A 2,072-nucleotide genomic window follows, 5' to 3' on the forward strand; every position below is an offset into this window, starting at 1 on the left:
CTGATGAGCGGTGTCACATCATTACTATCGGCCAAGGTATCAAGGCTAATCGTCGGTGCGGTAATGTCGATTTCACCCGTGGCACTGGCTGTTGCTGGGTTACCTGCTTGATCACTGACCGTCGCCGTAACCGTGTATTCTCCTTCTGCTAACAATGTGCTCGCCGCCACTGACCAAGTGCCATTGCTTTGCATCACGGTAGTGACTGTGTGGCTGTTGTTGTTTGCATCGGTAAAGACCACAGTGACTGTACTGCCTTGCGGGGCACTGGCTGTGCCACTAACTGTTGGCGTGGTGTCATTGGTGACGTCTAATGCATTTATATCAATCGCTGGCATGGTGGTATCAATGATACCTGTTCGTGTGGCCGTTCCATCAATGCCGTTTTCTGTCACGGTTGCGGTGACTGTAAAGTCGCCTTCAGCCAAAGCGCTGCTTGCTGTGACTGTCCATGTTCCGCCATTAACCGTGGTGGTTAATGTTTCTGCTGGGTTGATACCATCATCAATTACCACAGTCACTACGCTACCATTGACCGCATCACTGGTGCCGTTAATCGTCGGTGTCGTATCATTGGTTTCGCCAATGACATTAATCGTGATACTTGGTGCGGTGGTATCCAGCACCGCGGTGTCATTGGCGGTTGTTTCATTCCCCGCAGCATCGGTGATACTGGCATCAATGCTGATGCTGCCATTGTTTAATGGGCTTGGTACATCTGCTGACCATGTGCCATCTCCCAGTACCGTGGCTGTAAAGGTATAGGTGTTTGTGCCGTCTGAAACACTTAAGTTAACCACACTGCCCGCCGGCTCATTGCTGGTCCCACTGATTGTTGGGGTATCGTCGTTGATGGTACCCAAGCTGTCTATCGCTAAGCTCGGTGGCAAGGTATCGATGCTGCCACTGCCTGTATCGGTGCCAACGTTGCCTGCCGCATCAACAATCGTTGCTGTCACTGTATAAGCGCCATCAGGCAAGCTCGGTGCTGTGGCTTGCCACGACCCATCCGCTTGCACTGTGGCTGTGACGGTATGTGTATCGCTGTTGCTATCCACAATAGATAAGCTCACTACCGTTCCTGCTGGCTCAGTAGAGGTGCCCGTAATAAGTGGCGTGCTGTCATTACCCAAGCCAGTGTCGTTAACCACCACCACTGGGGTTGTGGTATCGATAGAGCCTGTGGCATTGACCGTCGTTGGGTTACCCGCTTCATCACTAATTGTTGCTGATACAGTGTAGCCACCTTCGGCGAGTCCATTTGGTACTTCCACGCGCCAATCACCGCTACTGTCAACGGTTGCGGTCAGTGTTTGTACGGTGCCATCATTATCTGTCACCGTTACCGTCACCGTGCCACCAATTTCATTACTGCGTCCTGTGAACTCAGGCGTCACATCACTGCCCGCCCCAACGCCCGTTAAGGTTAAGCTTGGTGCAATGGTATCAATGACCCCAGTCACCGTTTCTTCTGTAAGGTTACCCACCCCATCACGCACACTGGCGTCAACAGTAAATTGACCATCAGCTAAGACCGTTGTTGGACTCACTGACCAATTACCGCTGGCATCCACTGTCGCTGTCAGGGTGCTGCTATCACCATTGGCATCGGTGACGACCACGGTCACTTGTGCACCTTCACCTGCATCACTGGTACCACTGATGAGCGGTGTATTGTCATTTCCTATTGCATCCACATTAACGGTGAGTGTCGGTGGTGTACCATCAAAGTCACTTGAACTGATAGTACGTACATTGCCTGCAGCATCCGATGCACTGGCTGTTATCGACGCTAGGTTCGCTAACGGCACGGTTAACCCTGTCAGCGACCAATCACCATTGGCATCGGTGGTTGCCGTATATGTCACACTGCCACCGCCTAATAAGGTTTGGGTGATGGTCACTGTGCTACCGGCGGGTAAATCTGATGTACCACTTAAGGTCACCAGTTGACCCAGTAAGAAGGTCGGCACAAAAGCAAGCTCCGGTGGAATGGTGTCGACTTCACCACTGTCACTGGCACTGCTGTTATTACCTGCTGCATCACTGATACTGGCACTGACTGTGTAGTT

Annotated in this window: 1 protein-coding gene; it reads right to left on the minus strand. The window is 51.9% G+C overall.

The window, feature by feature from the left end:
- Positions 1–2,072, minus strand: a 2,072-nt coding sequence (locus tag NO991_RS20510) for a beta strand repeat-containing protein (RefSeq protein WP_371352349.1), incomplete at both ends; no start/stop codon positions are given.

It is taken from the genome of Pseudoalteromonas sp. DY56-GL22 (assembly GCF_041414715.1).
In the GTDB taxonomy this organism is placed as follows: Bacteria; Pseudomonadota; Gammaproteobacteria; order Enterobacterales; family Alteromonadaceae; genus Pseudoalteromonas; species Pseudoalteromonas simplex.